Raw genomic sequence first — 18,361 nt, forward strand, 5'->3', positions numbered from 1 at the left:
ATAAACTCATCAACTAAAGGATGAGGGATAAGAAATGAATAAATTTACAGAAATTTTTAAAAATGCGAGCTTTACCAGACTATTTATAGCCAATGTCACATCACAAATGGGGAGTGTTATTGGTTTAACAGCTTTCATGTTTTATATTCTTGATCGTTTCTCAGAGCAGCCATCTTATGCCACGATAACGGAATTAATGTTTTCCTTGCCAACGCTAGCCGTGTTTTTTCTTGTTGGAGTAGTGGCAGATCGACTAGATCGCCAGAAGATTGCTTACCATTGTGAGATGATAGCAGCAGCCATGTCTCTATGCTTATTAGGGGCAGTTTCCACTGGCTGGATGCCACTTATCTTTCTCACTTTATTTATTCGAAGTGCTGTTCAGAAATTCTTTTTTCCTGCAGAACAAGGCATTCTTCAAGGGGTATTAAGAAAAGAGGACTATACAACCGCAGCAGGACTTAATCAATTCATTAATAGTGTCTTTATGCTATTCGGTAATGCGATTGGTATATTCGTATATTGGACATTGGGGATTTATGGAGCGATAGTAGTTGATGTTGTTACTTTAACGATAAGTGGGCTTCTCATTAAGTCAATGAAGCTGAGTGAAGAAATTCGACAACCAAATGGCACCCACTCGTTAAAAGACTTAAATATTCAATTTATATGGAGTGACTTTATGATTGGTCTAAAGTACATACTCTCTAATATATTATTATTAGCATTAATTTATGGATTTATTGCATTTGGGGTTGTAAATGGTGGATTTAGTGTGATGCAAGTATTTATTTTGAAATATAAATTAGCTCCTGATAATTATGAACAAGTATCAATTTATTTGGGAATTGTCTTTGGTGCAGGAGTAATGATTGGAAGCTTCCTTTCTTCTCTTCTTACCCAAAAGGTAAAATTATTTAAGCTGATTATAATCGGAGCATTTTATATTGCTGTTATGACAATTCTAGCGTCATATGCCACAAATGTCCTATTCTTTTTAACGATTTGTTTCTTATTAGCATTGGGGTTACCGATGATTAATATTGCAATTGGTGGATGGATGCCAACCATTATAGAGCCGAAAATGATGGGAAGGGTACAAGGCTGGATTACCCCGCTAATGATGCTGTCACAGTCCATTACGCTTGGGATTATTTCAATCGGCTATCCTAAATGGTTTTCTATAGAGATAATTTATTGGTTTGTGGGCACATGTTTTCTTATTGTTGGTGGCTATTACAGTTTAGTATTGCCAAGATTAGCAAGAGAAAAGGAAGCAAAAGAAAAGTTAGCTGGGAAAAAAGAGGTTCAACTAAATTATTAAATTCTTTTGATTTTCGAAATATTTGCAATTGACTTTATAAAAACTACGTGTTAATCTCATTTATATTGGAAAATAAATGTAGAGAAAGGATGGTTACTGATGAAAAGATTAAATAGATATTACTCCATTAAAACTTCATACATTGGTAACCTTCTTCTTTCTTATCGATAATTTTTTGCAAAAAAAAAGCTGGTTGCCATTATAGGTAACCTGTGTATTTTTCTATCATCTAGAGATGGGTCGCATGGTTGCGGTCTGTCTCTTTTTTTGTGGGAAAATATGGAATGCGAAAAAGGGCAAAGCGTTTATTTTCTAATGAATAGTAAAGGAGGAAAAGTCGATGATTGTATCAGTAAAAGAGGCGAGAAATGAGTTAAAGGATTTAGAAAGTGGCTAGTCAGCAAAGAAGAGAGACAGGGGATGAGTGAATGTTTTCGATATTTTTTAAATTAAAATGGTTTTTTAAAGAGCATTGGAAAAGTTATACGATAGCTATAATTCTGTTAATTATTGTTGGCTTTATTGAGGTATTGCCACCAAGAATTTTAGGATTGTTTATCGATGAACTAACGATTGGAACACTAACGACCAATAAAACAATGATGTATATACTTGTTGTATCAGGAATCACAATCAGTACGTATATCATCACCTATTTTTGGATGTATAAGTTATTTGGTGGAGCAAATATCTTAGAATTGAAACTTAGAAGCAAATTTATGAATCACCTATTAAAAATGACGCCAACCTTTTTTGAAAAAAATAAAACCGGAGATTTAATGGCAAGAGCAACGAATGATTTAAAAGCAGTGTCGGTTACTGCGGGGTTTGGTATTTTAACATTGGTCGATTCCACAGTATTTATGCTGACAATTTTAATTACGATGATCATAACAGTAAGCTGGAAATTAACACTTGCAGCGATTCTTCCACTTCCTATTATGGCAGTAATCATGAAAATATATGGGGAAAGAATCCATAAGCGGTTTATGGAAGCACAGGATGCTTTTGGTGATATGAATGATAGTGTCTTGCAGTCTGTTTCAGGAGTACGCGTGATTCGTGCATATGTTTTAGAAAAAGAAGAAGAAAAACAATTTCATCATTTCACAGAAGATGTGTTCAAAAAGAACTTACGTGTTGCTAAAATAGATTCTTTATTCGACCCTACTATACGGATTCTTGTTGGATTAAGTTATTTAATTGGCCTTGGCTATGGAGCTTATCTAGTATTCCAGCAACAGTTAACAATTGGGCAGCTTGTTACATTTAATGTGTATTTAGGAATGATTGTTTGGCCAATGTTTGCAGTGGGGGAATTAATGAATATCATGCAGCGCGGAAATGCTTCTTTAGATCGGGTGCAGGAAACATTAAGCTACAAAGCGGACGTCATCAGTTCGGGAAGTGGAAATGGATTGGGTGTTCCAGAAATTATCCAGTTAAAGGATGTGCAATTTCAATACCCATCATCTAAACAAGAAAATCTTCGTGATATTTATTTAACCATCAGAAGAGGAGAAACCGTTGGGATTGTTGGTAAAACAGGAAGTGGGAAAACGACAATTATAAAGCAGCTCCTTAGAGAATATCCAAAAGGGGAAGGGAAGCTTGAGATTAACGGGAATAGCATTGATTCGATCGATTTACATACGTTAAGAGGTTGGATTGGCTATGTTCCCCAAGATCATGTTCTTTTTTCAAAAACAGTGAAAGAGAATATCTTATTTGGAAAAGAAAATGCTACGGAAAAAGAATTGGAGGAAGCAATTAGCCTTGCCTCTTTTAAACAGGATATTGATATGCTTCCAGAAGGGTTAATGACACTTGTTGGGGAAAAAGGAGTCGCATTGTCTGGCGGGCAAAAACAGCGTATTTCGATTGCCAGAGCCCTTATCCGTAAGCCGGAAATTTTAATATTAGATGATTCTTTATCAGCGGTAGATGCAAAAACGGAGCAAAAGATTATTTCGAATATAAAGCAGGAACGCCAAGCAAAAACAACGATTATTACAACACATCGTATGACAGCTGTGCAACATGCTGACCATATTATCGTAATGGAAGATGGTTATATCATAGAGCATGGAACACATGATGAGCTAATGGATTTGAATGGCTGGTACAAAGAACAATATATTACGCAACAGACGAAAGCAGAATCTGAAGAAGTGGAGGTGCAAGCATGACTACTGGACAACGTTTATTTCGATATGCATGGAGCTTTAAAGGAATAATTCTTACTGCGCTACTCATGCTGACAATTGCTGTTATCGCCGACCTTGCAGGACCGTTTGTTGCAAAAAAAGTAATTGATGATCATATAACAGGGATTGAATCCCTTTGGTATCAAACAGAACCAACTAGCGATGCAGTAGAATATAACGGGAATTTTTACAAAAAAGCTGAATACCTTGATTTAGATGAAGAAATGCTTGCAGAAGCTAGAATTCTTCAGGTTGGAAGACAATTTCTTTTTGTAGATGGCACTATTTCCTTTGATGGAAGTCGACAATTTGCGAATGGCACACTGACAATCAGCAGAGAGGGAGAAATGGCAACCTATCCCGCTACTGCTTTAACTCGAACGGAAGTATTTGATTTTTATAAGCCAGAAATTATGCCTATTTTAAAGCTTTTATCTTTTTATTTTGGATTAGTTATTATTTCTGCCATATTCCAATACGGCCAGCATTATTTATTACAAAAGTCAGCAAACCGAATTATTCAAAAAATGCGGGAAGACGTATTTGCGCAAATTCAGCGGTTGCCGATCAAATATTTTGATAATCTTCCTGCTGGTAAAGTAGTTGCCAGAGTAACAAATGACACAGAGGCAATTAGGGAGCTATATGTAACAGTACTCTCGAATTTCTTTTCAAGTGGAATTAACATTATCGGAATTTATATTGCCCTGTTTATTTTGAATCCGCCTCTTGCAGCGATATGTTTAATTCTTCTTCCCATTTTATATATATGGATGATTGGCTACCGCAAATTTGCGTCTAGATATAATCATGTGATTCGTGCAAAAATTAGTGATATTAATGGAATGGTGAACGAATCTATTCAAGGAATGCATATCATTCAAGCCTTTGGCAAAGAAAAGCAAACAAGGGAAGAATTTGAGGATTTAAATAAGGAGCATTTTCGCTTTCAAAATAAGATGCTCCATTTAAATAGTCTTACCTCCCATAATTTGGTGAATGTATTAAGAAACATAGTATTTGTCGTGTTTATTTGGTATATTGCAGGTCAATCTTTAACAGCAACAACGGCTCTTTCTCTTGGGATGCTCTATGCATTTGTTGATTATATTAATCGTCTTTTTCAGCCGGTACAAGGGATTGTCAATCAATTGGCTAATTTAGAGCAAGCTCTTGTTGCAGGGGAACGAGTATTTGAATTATTAGATGAAGATGGAATTGATGTGAAGGATGTTACACTAGGACGCTATAAAGGGAATGTAACGTTTGATCAAGTAAACTTTGCCTATAAAGATAATGATTATGTATTGAAAAATATCTCTTTTGAAGCAAAGCAAGGAGAAACAGTCGCATTAGTAGGTCATACTGGATCTGGAAAAAGCTCTATTATGAATCTATTATTCCGGTTCTATGATATTCAATCAGGGAAGATTACGATAGATGGAAAAGATATCATGTCTATTTCCAAGCAAGATCTTCGTAAATATATGGGAATTGTTCTTCAAGATCCGTTCCTCTTTACTGGAACAATCGCCTCAAATGTAACGTTAAATGACCCATCCATATCAAGGGCAACCGTGGAGAAAGCATTAAAGGATGTAGGTGCAGATAGGGTATTAAAGCATTTAGAAAAGGGATACGATGAGCCAGTAATTGAAAAGGGAAGTACGCTTTCTAGTGGGCAAAGACAGCTAATTTCCTTTGCCAGAGCGCTTGCTTTTGATCCAGCGATTCTTATTTTAGATGAAGCAACAAGCAGTATTGATACGGAAACAGAACAAATCATTCAACATGCGATGGAAGTACTAAAGGAAGGCAGAACGACCTTTATCATTGCCCATCGACTATCAACGATTCGGAATGCTGATCAAATTATCGTACTTGATCATGGAGAAATCATCGAAAAAGGCAATCATGATGAATTGATGGGATTAAAAGGAAAATATTATCATATGTATCAGTTGCAGCAAGGGGAGAGTTTAGCAGGATAATGGATAATTTCTCTTCATAAGCAAGCCCTCCTAAATGTAGGAGGGCTTTAGCCATTATATTAAATTGTTATTAGCCTTGAAATCCACCTAGTTGCTTTTCAGCCATTTGTACTAAGCGTTTTGTAATTTCTCCACCAACAGATCCGTTAGCGCGAGAAGTAGTTTCTGCACCTAGGTTTACACCGAATTCAGATGCAATTTCGTATTTCATTTGGTCTAGAGCTTGAGATACTCCTGGTACTAATAGTTGATTTGAAGAATTGTTGTTTGCCATTGTGTTCCAGCTCCTTCTAGTTGTTTTTTTGGTTGGGTTAACTGGAATTGCACCAGTTGTAAGAGAATTCTTACTACCACTAGGTGTAACCCATTAATAGATATGGCATTTTGCTGGTTAGTTGTTGCCTTGGTTGTTGCTTGTACTATTATTATGGATGGATTTCTTGTTCTTATTCAACAAAAAATGGAGGAAATTAATTCCTTTTACAACAGTTGGATAGTTTCTATTTCAATACAGAAACTAAAGGCAGAATAAAGTGCATTTTCTCTTTAAGGCACTACTTAATGTCTCCGGATTGTGGAAAAAAGGAAGGTGAATATAAAGTGGGCTCAATATGTCCGATTTGTAATGGGATGGAAAGCTTAGAAAAGCCTTGTACTAACTGTGGATATCAAGTGGAAGACAGGGGGAGAGTGATGGACTATTATGATGACTATAGTGCATATATGCCAATTGATCAGATGAAGTTAGAAGATGGCTATCAAGATTTATCTGCACATTTATGTCCTCATTTTATACAGTGTCCTCATTGTGGGCAGGAAGAAATTTTATTAATAAAGGAATAAAAATGATATGGAGACCATTGTATCTAATAGTAAAAAAGCTTACCGAGCATATATAGGTAAGCCTTTTTTTAGTATGCAATTAACGAATACGAAGTTCTGTTTCTTTATCGAAGAAGTGACCTTTATTCATATCAAACGCTAATTTAACCGATTGACCAGCTTGAAGGTCGGCTCTTGAATCTAAGCGAGCAACAAATTCTTTTCCAGATAGAGTAGAGTACACAAGGCTCTCTGCACCTGTTAATTCAAATACATCTACTTTTGCGTCAAAGCTTGTATTTTCTGAACTGCTTATAAATACTAATTCATCATGGATATCTTCTGGACGAACACCGAAGATAACTTCTTTACCAACATAATTTTGTTCGCGCAATGTTTTTAATTTTCCTTCTGGAATGATGAAAGAACTATCGCCAATTACCATTTTATTGTCGACTACTTTTCCTTCAAAGAAGTTCATTGCTGGTGAACCAATAAATCCGCCAACAAAAACATTTTCCGGTTTTTCGTATACTTCTTTTGGAGCACCAACCTGTTGGATAACTCCATCTTTCATAACAACAAGTCTTGTTGCCATTGTCATCGCTTCTGTTTGGTCATGCGTTACATAAATAGTAGTCGTTTGTAGTCTTTGGTGAAGCTTTGAAATTTCAGCACGCATTTGTACACGTAATTTAGCATCTAAGTTTGATAATGGCTCATCCATTAAGAATACTTTTGCATCACGAACAATGGCACGGCCTAGTGCAACCCTTTGACGTTGTCCACCGGATAATGCTTTTGGTTTTCTTTTTAAGTATTCTTCTAATCCAAGAATTTTTGCAGCGTTATTTACTCTTTCTTCAATTTCCGCTTTAGGGAATTTACGAAGTTTTAATCCGAATGCCATATTATCATATACAGTCATATGTGGATATAGTGCATAGTTTTGGAAAACCATCGCAATGTCGCGATCTTTTGGAGCAACATCGTTAACACGTAATTCATCAATAAAGAAATCACCTTTTGAAATATCTTCAAGACCTGCAATCATACGAAGAGTTGTTGATTTACCGCAACCAGAAGGACCAACAAATACGACAAATTCTTTATCCTGAATGTGTAAATTAAAATCTTTAACCGCTTCTACTTTTTCATCATAAATTTTATAAATATTCTTTAACACTAGTTCTGCCATTTTGTTCTCCCCCTACTATTTTATAGTTATACTTTAACACTTTTGATACCGTTTTCAAATTGGCGAATTGCATGAAAAACGCTTACAAAATTTTGAGCAAAATGCCTAAGAACTTGTATAATCAGGTGAATTCGCTCGTTTTTATAGCAAATAATCTATAGGCAATGTTTATTTGGGTGGAGAATAAGAGGGGATGCAAAAGAAAAAAGCCAATAATGGCTTTGGAAAAGTGCTATCTTCCACTTGTATAATATAAGCAAGCAAGATAGGTTGTTATGTAACTATGATAATTTTTTAAGTCAAATCCTGTTTTTTCAGTAAATTTATCAAGGCGGTATTGTAATGTATTGCGGTGGATAAATAATTGTTTGGCTGTATTGGTGCTGTGTCCATTGTTTTCTATGAATGTTTTAATGGTCAGCAGAAGTTCTTTATCTTCATCAAATATCGAGAACCATTCTTTAAATAAATGAAGTTCGTCTTCTCTTAGTCGGCTGATTAATAGGTTTGGGAGAATCGTTTCCATACTGAGTACATTTGATTTTGGCATAAATGCCAAGCCTTTTGAAAATAAGTTTCTTTCTTGTCCAAATATTGTGGGGATTGGACTACTTAGCTTCATTTCTTTTCCTAAATAAAAACAAATGGAAAAAAAGAAATCGGATTGTAAAGCTTGCGCAAGAGCAAGTAAATCTTCCTCTTCTAAATATTGTGCATTTTGCTCAATGACCACACCTTCACTTAAGCCATTCCATATAATAAGACTATTTGTATCTATAAATCCTTCAAAGGCAGACTCAATCAATTTTTTTTCAAGAGAAACAGAAATTCCTTTAATTTGAAACTGGATGAAACGTATGGTTTCAACATTTTTAAAAGCAGGCTTTTCTCCATTGAAATAAAGATATTGATTCCAGGTATACTCTTCTTTCTTTAATGTTTCATCAGGTTCGAAAAAATCATAGCATGCTTTTAATAATTCTAGCTGAGATTCATCGATCTCCTGCTTTAGAATGCCAATCCAATCATCTTGAAAATTAGTCTTGAACCAATGATAATCAGAAAGCTGAGACGGGGCTGGAGGCGTTGATTGCTCCAAGCTATGTTTATAATAAGCTAATATTTTATGCTTCAATTGATGTTACCTCCGAAATAGTAAAAACATTATCATAATTTTATTTTATAACTTTTTATAGAAATGGGGCAAGTGGGGGCGTTTGTGGAGGGAGAGTTTGGCTGAAAAGGATTCAGTATTGGCTGAAAAATCTGAAGTTTGGCTGAAATGGATTCAGTATTGGCTGATAAATCCGAAGTTTGGCTGAAATCTTTTCAACTTTGGCGTTAAATCCGAAGTTTGGCTGATAAAAACTAACATTAACCGAGAAAAAAGCACCCCCTTTCATATAAAATCACTAATTAAGGGGATGCTGAATGAGTTTATTCACTTATATAAGGTGGTTCTTCTTCAGGCAGCTCTCTTGCTTCTTCGATATTAGCATTTTCTTCTCTATTGAAAACCGTACCGCCAGCTAATCCTTCATTAATCATACGGTCAATATCTAAATAGGCTTTGTCCTTGCCTTCAAATTCAAGATCTTTTTTTGCTCTATTCATGAAAATCCCTCCTACCATTAGGATGAGTCTTCTAATTAGTTTTATTCTTGGAGGGAAAATTAGTTAGTGTATAAAAAAGCTTTACTAGTTGCTGGCATCTTTTTTCCTCAATCTCTACTTCATCAAATAACATTGGTTTTGCATTGACTTCAAAAAGATAATAATTGCCTTCTTTATCTACACAAGCATCAATCGAGAATTCACCTATGAAACCATATTTTTTTGTTAAAACCTCTCCACAATGGGTGACTAGTTTTTCGAAAAATAGATCATGTTCCTTTTGTGCTACTTCACGATAGGCCAATAGTTTTCCGCCTGATGGAATATGAGTCGTTACATCTTGTTGATTTGCCTGTCTTACGCCAACTCCTGATAGAACATAGCGATTTTCTTCAAACATAACTAACAGGCGGAAATCATAGCGGCTTCCTTTATATAATGCTCCGTCAATTTCTTCTTGGATAAGAAATTTCTTTTGGGACCATTCTTGATAATACTGATTCCAAACTTCATCTATCGAAGAAAAAAAAGCTGTTTCCTTCGTTGTACTTACTTGAATGGAATGCTCTTTTTCTAGCCTTATGCGATAAATATGATTCCCCTTAGATCCCTCAATTGGTTTTAAATAGATTTTTTTATATGCATGAAAAAAAGCAACAAAATCCTCTTGTCTCTCTAAAAGTGATGTTTTTGGTATGTGTCTATTTAACAAAGGATGCTCGCTAAATAGCTCATAAAGTTCCCATTTATTTATAAAGGATGGATTAAAAAAAGGGATTCCATTTTTTTTTAGAAAAGATACGGCATTTTGGAAGACCTCTTGCTTTTCTGTGTTTCGAAATGGGACTCGGTTATAAACTATGTCTGGCAATGGTGTAATGGCTTTAAGCCACTTATTTTGAATGGAACAAAAAATATAACCTGTTAGCTCATCTCTTTGTAAATTTTCAGGCGGAAAGATGACGACAATCCCGCCTGTAAGCTGCAGCTGTTTCTGAATCTCCTTAAAAAGCGCACCATTCCCTATTAATTTGTCCTGCTTATTTTTTGCAATCATAATGCCAATTAATGGGCCAACTTTATTCTGGTATTCGACAATCGGAAAAGCTACATGATTGGAAGGAGGCTTTGCGAAAGATAATCGCGTTTTAGATGATCCAAAAAAGTAATTTTTTGTTGAATCTGTATACCAACATTCTTTTTCGGAATCATAATAAATATTCATTGATAAATATCCTCTAGACTAAGGATGCTTTGTTCCATTAGAAAGACTGCGTACTCTAGGGATTTTCGGCGTGTTTCCAGATCGAATTTTTTTAGAGAGGGATGTTTAAAGATGCTTCTTCCAGGTTTAGCGTTCGCCTCAAATAACCAGACACGCCCTTTGCGATCCAACCCTAAATCGAATCCGATTTCGCCAATATATCCTTCCATCTGCTTTTCTAGAGCTTTACTGATTTGCAAGGATGCTTTAGTAAGTTTATTTATCATTTCTTCGCTTTTTAAATCTGTATCCGCTAATTCATCCATTGCTTTAACTATTCCTCCATTATTAAGATGTGTAGTTACACTTCCTGGACCAGCAATTTTTGCTGCAATTGCAGTCATTTCCCATTGTCCATCTTTATTTTTATTTGTATGAATTCGAAAATCGACTGACTTATTTTCCGAACGAATTAAGTGAATGCCTTGTTGAACGATATAATGAGATAAGTTTTGCTTATCGAATAAATGATTCATTAATGCTTCTAAATGGTCAAATTTCATGAGCCGATTACCTTGGTCTATATCTTTAAAGCGGGTGTAGTAATAGCCATCTTTTTTATCATACAATAGCTGGTAGATCCCTTTTCCAAGACTCCCGTTTTTTGGTTTAATATAGACATTGCCAAAGTTTGAGAGCATTCTTTCGATAACAGAAAAATTAGTGAGTGCATGGGTCTCTGGCAAATAATCGGAAATATTATCATCTTGCAGTAATCTTTCATAAATATCCAATTTATTAAAGAAGCCTGGATTATACCAGGGAATCGAATATTCCTGTTGCAATCTGTTTTTAACGGCTTGAATTTTGTTTAAGTTTTCAATTCTACGATTAGGTATGCGGTCATAAATAACATTTGGGAAAGGAACCTCTACTGATTTCCAGCCATCCTCATAAAATAGTCCATTAATGGTACCAGTATCCCAATTAACATGTTGCTCCCCAAATAGGAAGGCGATGACACCAACTGTTTTTTGCACAGAAAGAAGCTTTGAAAATAAAATGGAACGATCTCCGATTGGACGCACTTTTATGGTTGAAAATCCGGATGTGAATATTCCTAGTAGTGGACCTACGTATAACGTCTTATCAACCGCAAATAAATGAATATTAGAAGTGGACGATGGGAAATGCAAGTCATTAAAAAGATCGGAACTAATTCCCACCGTATTTCTTGATTTATTCTGTTTTTTAATCGTTGCTTCCTTACTTGCAGTGCCAAATGCAAGTATTTTTAAATCTGTGTTCCTATCAAAGTCAGATGGTAAGTAGACTGTATTTTCGCTATCAGTTATTATTTCGATAGGATATAGCTTTTTCATCCAGATTCCTCCTTTTATCATCAGCTAATTTAGCAGCATAAAGGACAGGAGCTTTATAGAGTTTCTCGCTTAGATGAGGATAGGCTGTCGTGATTACTTTTCTTCCTGGCTTTGAATTTACATCAAGAATCCATAAGGAGCCATTTGGGGTAATACCAATATCTACGCCGATTTCAAATAATGGAGATAAAGAACTTTCTAATATGGAAGGAAGGAGTGAAAATATTTCCTCTATTTCCTGTTTAAGAAAGCTTTTTAATTTAATGTGAATGGACAAAAACCAATCATCAAAGGCAACAATCGATGCACCAGCACTTAAATTTGAGATGATTCTCCCTTTTTCCCCAATACGGACTCCTTTCTCAACGACTTCCCATTCTTCTTTCACGTTTTTTTGCATAAGAGCACGAATATCAAATGGTTGTTCGTCTTTGTTTGACAGTGGAAGATATGCTTGCATTAAATAAGCATTTCTTTTTAAAAGCTGATTAAGCCATTTATTAAAAGTTATCCGATCAGAAAATAACTTTTCTACGGTTTTATCTTTTTTATCCGTTTTTACCAATATACCTTCTTTTTGTTTCTTGATAAAAAATAGTCCATTTCCTTGGGAGCCGTTTATCGGTTTTATGATTATTGGATTTAAGCTCTGAAAATTAACTTGATTTGCTGCTTGTAAGAGAAATGTTTCTGGAAGATATGCTGCAAGCTTTGATTCGCGCAATACTTGATATAGTTGCCATTTATTTGGTAATCCATTGCCGATAAAGGTGATATTAGGCTGTTTTTTTAGCCATTGAATAATATTTTTGCATTGGATAGAATGAGAATCATCATGATAAAAACAACGATCATATAGAATAGTAGGAACTGGGAATTCTGATTCTATCCAAGTATCTGAGTCTGGCATATATTCTTTTCCTTTTACAGTATGTGTAAAGGGATGATAGGTGGATGGGACAAAATGATAGATCGTTAAATGATAATCGCGTCCATATTTTGCTATTTCGTGAATGTATTTGTTTTCATGCTCTAAGGATAATGACATAATTCCAAATTTATTCATCTTCTGATATCTCCTTTAAACAAGGGGAAAAGGAAAGTGCAATAAAATATTCAAGCAAAGCTTTCGTAGATGGCCTTGTTTTTTCAATATGTTCTTCTAATTTCTTAGAAGGTTTGGAATTTACTTCGATAACCCACAGATGACCTTGTTTATCCATACCAATATCGATACCTAATTCTCCTAAGTATCCATCTGTATTTTCACTAAGGATAGCTGCTATCTCTAAAGCTAATGCTTTTAACTCTTCTATTTTCTGTACTGCTTTTTCTGTAGTCAGTAATTCATGTAACACGACTTTTGCTGGCTTCATTTCTGCACCTTGGGCCAAATTTGCAACGATCGCATTTTTTTGAGCAATTCTTGCAACAATGGAGGTAATGCTCCAGTTGCCTTGGTAATTTTTATGACAAAGAATACGGAAGTCAAGAGAGCGCCCATTTGATTTGAAAAAATCAATTCCTTGCTGACATATATAGCTTCTTCGCTTGGCATAACCTTCTAGCCATTTCCATAGCTTTTCTTCATCTGAAAATAGTTTAGTTATCCCTTTTCTTTTTCCAGAAGAAATAGTTGCAGAAAATCCATTGTTTAAGTGTTCAATATGAATGATATTTCTACCTTGGCTACCATGAACTGGTTTAACATAAAGAAGTGGGAATGTTAGCATGGAGATAAAATTTTGATAGGTGAGTTCCTTTGTTACAGGTAAATGTTCATGCATTGTTGCACTTTTGTTTAGAAGTTGATAGGTTTCATCTTTTGAAAAAAATCTGCTATTGAAAATAGGAATATCTTTTTCCTCAAGTAATTTTTTAAGCTTTAAAAAGGCGGTGCTAGAATCTGCTTTTCGAGAGTGAAGCCGGTTATAAATAACATGAGGATAAGGGAAGTCCAGCCTATTCCAAGTGTTATGATGAAAAAAATATCCGTTCATTTTATCCTCTTGAACATTTTGTAGTCCAAAAAGATAAAAGAATCCACCTATTTGAGTTAATTCTTCTGTTAATTCCTTGCATAAATGTTGAATGCTAGGAAATATGATTTCTTTCTTATCATCGTTAATTTCTGTTAATATGCCAATCACTGGGCCTAAATGGATTAATTGATTTTTGTTAAAATATGGGATGAGAAAAGTATCGATTTCCTTTGGAAGTAGTAAACTCTTTTCTAAATCAGTACTAAACACAATATCTTGCTTTTCAAGAGAATGTGTTTGAACTGCAACTTGAACATTCCTTTTAGCTAGACATACATACACAGGCTCATTCAAATTTATGTTTAAAAATTTTAGCAAAGAGGGACTGATAGCTATAGATAATCCATCTAAAGCTTCTTGAAAATCGTCTTTTTTAAATAGTTGCAAAAATTTAAGTGTCATTCAGATTCCCCATTTGTTTTTTCAATTTAGGAAGAGCGATACTGACATTCGCCTATTTTGGTGCTGATATATCGTATGAAAATATAGCTAAGTTGTGATAACTTTGAAAAAAGATTTCACTGGCTCAAGCTCAAAGCTGATACAGGCATAGATACTTTTCCTATATTTCTGAAATAAAGGTATTTCTGGTATTATGATGCATAGTTTGTTATAGTGGAGACAATTGTTAAATAAAGGAGTTGTTTTAATGGCAGTAAATGTACATGACCCTGCAAATGAATTAGAGAAAGCGATTCGTCAAAGTGATGAATATACAGAATTGAAAACAATGTATGATACGGTAAATGGAGATCCTTCCGCAAAAGCAATGTTTGATAATTTCCGTAATATTCAACTACAGCTTCAGCAAAAGCAAATGGCAGGTCAAGAAATTACTCAAGAAGAAGTAGAACAAGCACAAAAAACAGTGGCACTTGTTCAACAACATGAAAGTATTTCAAAGCTAATGGCTGCAGAACAACGCATGAGTGTGTTAATTGGTGAATTAAATCAAATTATCATGAAACCATTAGAAGAGTTATATGGACCAGCACAACAACAATAATAAGACAAACGAAAATCCTCTGCTTATGTAGGGGTTTTTTTATGGAGAAAAGCATAGAGATTGAATGCCAAGTACTAAAAATCATAGGGAAAGTGGATAAAATAATAGGAGGATGGCGAAATGCCATCCTCCTAAAGTCATATCTATTTAATTAAAATATTTTTTAATTAAAACTTGCTTCCGCCAAGTTGTTGCTCAGCCATTTGTACTAATCTTTTAGTGATTTCGCCACCTACTGAACCGTTAGCACGAGAAGTAGTTTCAGCACCAAGGTTTACTCCAAACTCTGATGTAATTTCATATTTCATTTGATCCAATGCTTGAGATACTCCTGGAACTAATAATTGATTTGATGAATTGTTATTTGCCATGATGAATGTTTCCTCCTTGAGTGATTTAATTTGTGTTACGTTTATTATTTTAAAAAAAATCACGTTTTTTATGCAAAAAAGCAAAAAGTAATTTTTTCCATAGGAAATAAAATGTTGTTTTTATGCAGTTATCGTTAAAAACAGGTTCGTTCCATTTCGCTCCAGAAAGTTGCTTTCCGCGGGGAGGAACCTGAGCCTCCTCGGCTTTGCCTGCGGGGTCTCAGCCTTTCCTCTATTTCCCGCAGGAGTCAACTTTCTTCCGCTCCATTCCACTCTCGATTTTAAATTAATTTTCATAGCTACTAACCTTTTAGAAATAACCACAATAAATCGCTATATCTTCTGTTAATCTTCTGTCAAAAGTTCTAATATGCTTGTTTCTCACATAAATGATATATAAAGACAATACATCTACATCGAAGAAATGGGGGATTTTATGATTTATCGCTTATTAGCTTTAAATATCGATGGTACTCTCCTTCAATCAAATGGGCGTTTAACAAAATCGACGAAGGAAGCAGTTGAATATGTTCAGCAAAAAGGAATTTATGTAACGCTTGTAACTGCTAGGAGCTTGCCATCTGCAAAAAAGGTAGCTAAAGCGTTAAAATTGGATAGTTATATCGTTGCACATGAAGGAGCATTAGTTTCCAATCATGATGACGATACCATTTTTGTGAAACGAATAGCAGAAGATTTAACAGCAGATATTGTTCGATTTTTAGAAGGATTTATCTGCCAAATTCGCTTAGTACATGAAAAGTTCTCACTAGCTAATAAATCAAAGCTCCATCATAATATGCTTGCAAAGACAGTCTTATCTTCCGGTGATCCTGTTTTTTATTCCCACCAATTCGTCGATGTTTTAAGTGATGTTTTATTAGAAGAACCAGTAAGCCCACCTAAAATGGAAGTATATTTTGAAGAGAAAAAAGATTGTCAGGATGCAAAAGAAGTGCTTGAAAAAATGTTTGATGATATTTATGTTGTTCAGCATAATGAGTTGCGCTTAGATATTTTGCCAGCTGGCGTGTCTAAGCTTAATGGCTTGTTATATTTGGGGGAGAAACTCGGAATTAAGAGTAGTGAAATGGTTGCTATAGGTGATGGGTTGGATGATTTAGAACTAATTGAAACAGTTGGTCTTGGCGTAGCAATGGGAAATGCATCAAATCAGGTGAAAATTGCTGCAGATTGGGTAACGAGATCGAATAACCAAGATGGCGTTGCCTATATGGTAAAAGAGCATTTCCGTAAACAGCAGCCAATTGAATTTTTACGAAAAATGAATATTATTAAATAGCCATTATTTATATTTTTACTAAAGGAGAAGTCATTATAGGGCTTCTCCTCTTTTAGCTTTTCTTTACAAAGTTTTTTGACCTTTCTAGTTACTTTTTGTAGACTAAAGTATAATCGGATAAGGAAGCATTATTTTTGAATAAAGGTGAGTTGAATGATTATGAAAGTTATATATATACAAGGATTAACAGATGAACGTTATATAAGGCCATTAGAGCATATAGCTAATCTATTTTTTGAAGATACAAAAGTGCTTTATAGAGCAGAAGAAAAGGCAGACCTTCATGTTCGATTTGAAACAGAAAGCATTGGAAATGTGTTTTTTGTAAAAGGGAAGCTAGATGAACTAGAAGAAGGAACTACATTTGAAAGCAATGCAGATCTTAGCCATTTAACTGATAAAGAAATATTTAAGCAAATGAAAAAAGCTATTTCAAAAAGCTACTTATTAATGTTGCAAGAATACACAGGTATGGTGCAAAAATGGGGAATATTAACAGGGATTCGCCCGACGAAGCTCCTTCATCGACATATGCAAGCCCAAACTCCCACAGAGGAGGCACATCAGGCTCTTCGCGAGGAATATTTAATGTCAGAAGAAAAAATCCATTTAATGCAGAAAATTATCGATCGGCAACTAGCGGTGATCCCTGATTTATATGATTTAAAAAAAGAAGTAAGCATCTATATTGGCATTCCGTTTTGTCCGACAAAATGTGCTTATTGCACATTCCCTGCATACGCGATTAATGGACGTCAAGGTTCTGTTTCTTCCTTTTTAGGTGGGCTTCATTATGAAATGGAAAAAATCGGCGAGTGGCTGAAAGAGAAAAATATTAATATTACAACCGTTTATTATGGTGGCGGTACACCAACAAGTATCTCGGCAGAAGAAATGGACATGCTTTATGAGCGCATGCATGCTTCTTTTCCGAATGTCGAAAACATTCGTGAAATAACGGTCGAAGCGGGAAGACCCGATACGATTACCCCAGAAAAGCTGGAAGTTCTAAAAAAATATAATATTGATCGCATTAGTATTAATCCACAATCGTATACACAACAAACTTTAAAAGCAATTGGCAGACATCATACAGTGGAAGAAACAATTGAAAAGTATCATTTAGCGCGTAAGCACGGAATGAATAATATTAATATGGATTTAATAATTGGTCTTCCTGGTGAAGGAATAGAGGAGTTTAAGTATTCTCTTGATAAGACGGAAGAGTTAATGCCTGAATCATTGACTGTTCATACCTTATCTTTTAAACGTGCATCTGAAATGACTCGAAATAAATCAAGATATAAGGTAGCAGATAGAGAAGAAATTCAGCAAATGATGAAGATGGCAGAAGAATGGACAGAGGAATATGATTATGTACCATACTATTTATACCGTCAAAAAAATATTCTGGGGAATTTAGAGAATGTCGGCTATTCAAAGAAAAACCAAGAAAGTATCTATAATATTATGATGATGGAAGAATTGCAGACGGTAATTGGTGTAGGTTGTGGAGCGTCCAGTAAATTTATCCACCCTGTTACTGGGAAGATTACACAATTTTCTAATCCAAAGCATCCAAAAACATATAATGAAAGCTTCGAGGAATATACAGATAAAAAAATAGCATTGTTAAACGAACATTTTTCATTAGAAGCTTCAAAATAAGGATTAATAAATTTTTCTGAGTCAAAATATCTGCGTTGTTTGTCTTGGACGCGGAATAAAATAAAATCTATTAGAACCATTTTTCGTTCTGGTAGATTTTTTTCTATGTTCCCGCCTTTATTTTTCGTATGGAAAAGAATAGCTAGTGTCAAACTAATAAATGCTTTTCACTAAATAGACATTTTTTTATCAAGAAAAATAGTTGCTTTTTGTGTTAAAAACGAATAAC

At 34.8% G+C, this 18,361-nt stretch carries 17 protein-coding genes; 8 read left to right on the plus strand and 9 right to left on the minus strand.

The window, feature by feature from the left end:
* Positions 1-34 precede the first annotated feature (34 nt).
* From ACWNMZ_RS06640 to ACWNMZ_RS06650, 3 genes are all read left to right on the plus strand, one after another.
* Entirely contained in the window at positions 35-1,324 is a 1,290-nt protein-coding gene (locus tag ACWNMZ_RS06640; RefSeq protein WP_031535681.1) for an MFS transporter, read from the plus strand.
* Between the two features lie 428 nt (positions 1,325-1,752).
* Positions 1,753-3,513 carry an ABC transporter ATP-binding protein gene (locus ACWNMZ_RS06645; protein WP_235251752.1) on the plus strand — a complete coding sequence of 587 codons (1,761 nt, stop codon included), beginning with the start codon at positions 1,753-1,755 and terminating at the stop codon, positions 3,511-3,513.
* Positions 3,510-5,522 carry an ABC transporter ATP-binding protein gene (locus ACWNMZ_RS06650; protein ID WP_031535677.1) on the plus strand — a complete coding sequence of 671 codons (2,013 nt, stop codon included), beginning with the start codon at positions 3,510-3,512 and terminating at the stop codon, positions 5,520-5,522. Before ACWNMZ_RS06645 ends, ACWNMZ_RS06650 begins: the two co-directional genes overlap by 4 nt.
* A 70-nt stretch (positions 5,523-5,592) precedes the next feature.
* Here ACWNMZ_RS06650 and ACWNMZ_RS06655 read toward each other — a convergent pair whose 3' ends face one another.
* The gene (locus tag ACWNMZ_RS06655; protein WP_031535675.1) at positions 5,593-5,796 is read right to left on the minus strand and encodes an alpha/beta-type small acid-soluble spore protein; all 204 of its coding nucleotides are present in this window, start codon (positions 5,794-5,796) and stop codon (positions 5,593-5,595) included.
* Positions 5,797-5,898: 102 nt separating this feature from the next.
* On the opposite strand from ACWNMZ_RS06655, the gene ACWNMZ_RS06660 reads away from it, so the two are divergent.
* A complete protein-coding gene (locus ACWNMZ_RS06660; protein WP_449598426.1) occupies positions 5,899-6,054 on the plus strand; it encodes a hypothetical protein in 156 nt (51 codons plus the stop codon).
* Positions 6,055-6,122: 68 nt separating this feature from the next.
* Positions 6,123-6,365 carry a hypothetical protein gene (locus tag ACWNMZ_RS06665; protein ID WP_231512503.1) on the plus strand — a complete coding sequence of 81 codons (243 nt, stop codon included), beginning with the start codon at positions 6,123-6,125 and terminating at the stop codon, positions 6,363-6,365.
* Positions 6,366-6,444: 79 nt separating this feature from the next.
* Here ACWNMZ_RS06665 and ACWNMZ_RS06670 read toward each other — a convergent pair whose 3' ends face one another.
* The 7 genes from ACWNMZ_RS06670 to ACWNMZ_RS06700 all read right to left on the minus strand — a co-directional run bounded on the left by ACWNMZ_RS06670 (position 6,445) and on the right by ACWNMZ_RS06700 (position 14,186).
* Positions 6,445-7,542, minus strand: a complete 1,098-nt coding sequence (locus tag ACWNMZ_RS06670) for an ABC transporter ATP-binding protein (RefSeq protein ID WP_031535670.1) — start codon at positions 7,540-7,542, stop codon at positions 6,445-6,447.
* A 232-nt stretch (positions 7,543-7,774) separates the two neighbouring features.
* Positions 7,775-8,677 carry a PucR family transcriptional regulator gene (locus ACWNMZ_RS06675; RefSeq protein WP_235251750.1) on the minus strand — a complete coding sequence of 301 codons (903 nt, stop codon included), beginning with the start codon at positions 8,675-8,677 and terminating at the stop codon, positions 7,775-7,777.
* A 302-nt stretch (positions 8,678-8,979) separates the two neighbouring features.
* Complete coding sequence (locus tag ACWNMZ_RS06680; RefSeq protein WP_235251749.1) at positions 8,980-9,156, minus strand: hypothetical protein; 177 nt, start codon at positions 9,154-9,156, stop codon at positions 8,980-8,982.
* 31 nt (positions 9,157-9,187) lie between these two features.
* Positions 9,188-10,381 (minus strand): YheC/YheD family endospore coat-associated protein, encoded by a 1,194-nt coding sequence (locus ACWNMZ_RS06685; RefSeq protein ID WP_251628395.1) that lies wholly within the window; start codon positions 10,379-10,381, stop codon positions 9,188-9,190.
* Positions 10,378-11,742: a YheC/YheD family endospore coat-associated protein gene (locus ACWNMZ_RS06690; protein ID WP_449598429.1), complete on the minus strand. Its 1,365-nt coding sequence runs from the start codon at positions 11,740-11,742 to the stop codon at positions 10,378-10,380. The genes ACWNMZ_RS06685 and ACWNMZ_RS06690 overlap by 4 nt, the downstream gene beginning before the upstream one ends.
* On the minus strand, positions 11,708-12,808 hold the full coding sequence (locus tag ACWNMZ_RS06695) for a YheC/YheD family endospore coat-associated protein (RefSeq protein WP_449598431.1): 1,101 nt from the start codon (positions 12,806-12,808) through the stop codon (positions 11,708-11,710). The genes ACWNMZ_RS06690 and ACWNMZ_RS06695 overlap by 35 nt, the downstream gene beginning before the upstream one ends.
* On the minus strand, positions 12,801-14,186 hold the full coding sequence (locus tag ACWNMZ_RS06700) for a YheC/YheD family endospore coat-associated protein (RefSeq protein ID WP_031535659.1): 1,386 nt from the start codon (positions 14,184-14,186) through the stop codon (positions 12,801-12,803). Before ACWNMZ_RS06700 ends, ACWNMZ_RS06695 begins: the two co-directional genes overlap by 8 nt.
* A 247-nt stretch (positions 14,187-14,433) precedes the next feature.
* Between ACWNMZ_RS06700 and ACWNMZ_RS06705 the strand changes: the two genes are divergently transcribed.
* Complete coding sequence (locus ACWNMZ_RS06705; protein ID WP_031535657.1) at positions 14,434-14,790, plus strand: YlbF family regulator; 357 nt, start codon at positions 14,434-14,436, stop codon at positions 14,788-14,790.
* Between the two features lie 167 nt (positions 14,791-14,957).
* On the opposite strand, the gene ACWNMZ_RS06710 is transcribed toward ACWNMZ_RS06705, so the two are convergent.
* Positions 14,958-15,161 (minus strand): small, acid-soluble spore protein, alpha/beta type, encoded by a 204-nt coding sequence (locus tag ACWNMZ_RS06710; protein WP_449598434.1) that lies wholly within the window; start codon positions 15,159-15,161, stop codon positions 14,958-14,960.
* 436 nt (positions 15,162-15,597) lie between these two features.
* Here ACWNMZ_RS06710 and ACWNMZ_RS06715 point away from each other — a divergent pair, with 436 nt between their 5' ends.
* A complete protein-coding gene (locus ACWNMZ_RS06715; protein ID WP_031535653.1) occupies positions 15,598-16,464 on the plus strand; it encodes a Cof-type HAD-IIB family hydrolase in 867 nt (288 codons plus the stop codon).
* A 159-nt stretch (positions 16,465-16,623) separates the two neighbouring features.
* Positions 16,624-18,132 carry a coproporphyrinogen III oxidase gene (locus ACWNMZ_RS06720; RefSeq protein WP_449598436.1) on the plus strand — a complete coding sequence of 503 codons (1,509 nt, stop codon included), beginning with the start codon at positions 16,624-16,626 and terminating at the stop codon, positions 18,130-18,132.
* Positions 18,133-18,361: the final 229 nt, after the last annotated feature.

Source organism: Niallia sp. Marseille-Q9988, assembly GCF_976954375.1.